The following is a 1,176-nucleotide window of genomic DNA, read 5'->3' on the forward strand; positions in this document are numbered from 1 at the left end:
CCGCTGTCGGGCATCGAGGCGTCGGGGATCACATCGCCGATGACGACCTGGCGCACATGGTTGTCGATCGTGTGCGGTTCGAAGTTGCTGACGCCGTAGACGTAGAAGGCGCCCATGTCCCCGCTGTCCAGGCCGGCTTCGTCGATGCGCAGGTACTCGAAGGTGTTGTCGCGGGCGTAGTCGTCCTCGGCGGTGACCTCCGGGCGCACTTCGAGGCTCACGCCGTAGCGCGCGCTGTGTTTGATGTGGCTGTGGCTGACGGTGTTGTGCCCGGTGTTCAGCAGCTCGACACCGGAGGCGTCGCCGGGCACCAGTTCGCCGTAGTGGGTGATGTAGTTGTTGGTCAGCAGGTGTCCGTTGGAGGTGTTGCCCTCGCCGGGGTACGGGCCCTCGACCTTGATCCCGTCGCCGCCGATGTTCTCCAGCAGGCTGTCGCGGACCGTCAGTCCCTTGTTGGCGAAGAGGGCGTAGACGGCATGGTAACCGGTGTCGGAGATGTGCATCCGGGAGAGGGTGATGTCCTCGCTGTTGGTCACGGTGACGGCGCCGAAGCGGTTGCGGGGCATCTCGATCTGCCTGTCGTACTCCGGGTACTTGTGCGGCTCGCCGGAGTCGCCGCCGCTGATCCAGCCGTAGCGGTACCAGTCGACGAAGTCGGTGTACTGCAGGGCGAGCCCGTCGAGGGTGATGCCCTCCACCCGCCGGTCCGGGTCGGCGCCGGCCAGTTTGAACAAGGTGGTCACCGTGGGACGCAGGACAGTGACGTCGTCGATGTCACCGCGGGGCTTGTAGTACAGCTGGCCCTTCTTGTAGTCCATGTAGTACTCGCCCGCCTGGTCCAGGAAGTCCAGGGAGTTCTGGAGGAAGTAGCGCGAGCCACTGCGGGAGTTCATGAGCGCGTAGCGGGTCCAGTACTTCAGCGTCATCTGGTTCTTTGCGGGATTCCAGTCCTGGATCGGGACCGTGTCGGTGAACCAGCTCCAGCTGCCGCCCGACCAGATCACCGCCTGGGCGTTGCTGAGGTCCCAGTGGGGGTCCCACTCACCGGGGTTGGAGTACAGCCACTGGTGCACGGCCTCCTTCTCCGGCTCCTTGAGCACCGAGGTCAGGTACGGAGCCCACTCGTCGTCGGACTTGCGGTTGGGATAACGGGCCGTGGTGGCCCGCTTGCCGTCC

General features: G+C 65.1%; 1 protein-coding gene. It reads right to left on the reverse strand.

Features of this window, described 5'->3' with window-relative positions; all coding sequences use genetic code 11:
* Nucleotides 1-1,176: right-handed parallel beta-helix repeat-containing protein (locus tag BZY54_RS48765; RefSeq protein ID WP_143668481.1), on the reverse strand; the 1,176-nt coding region annotated here is incomplete at both ends.

The sequence above is a fragment of the Streptomyces carpinensis genome (assembly GCF_002154505.1).
GTDB classification, from domain to species: domain Bacteria; phylum Actinomycetota; class Actinomycetes; order Streptomycetales; family Streptomycetaceae; genus Streptomyces; species Streptomyces carpinensis.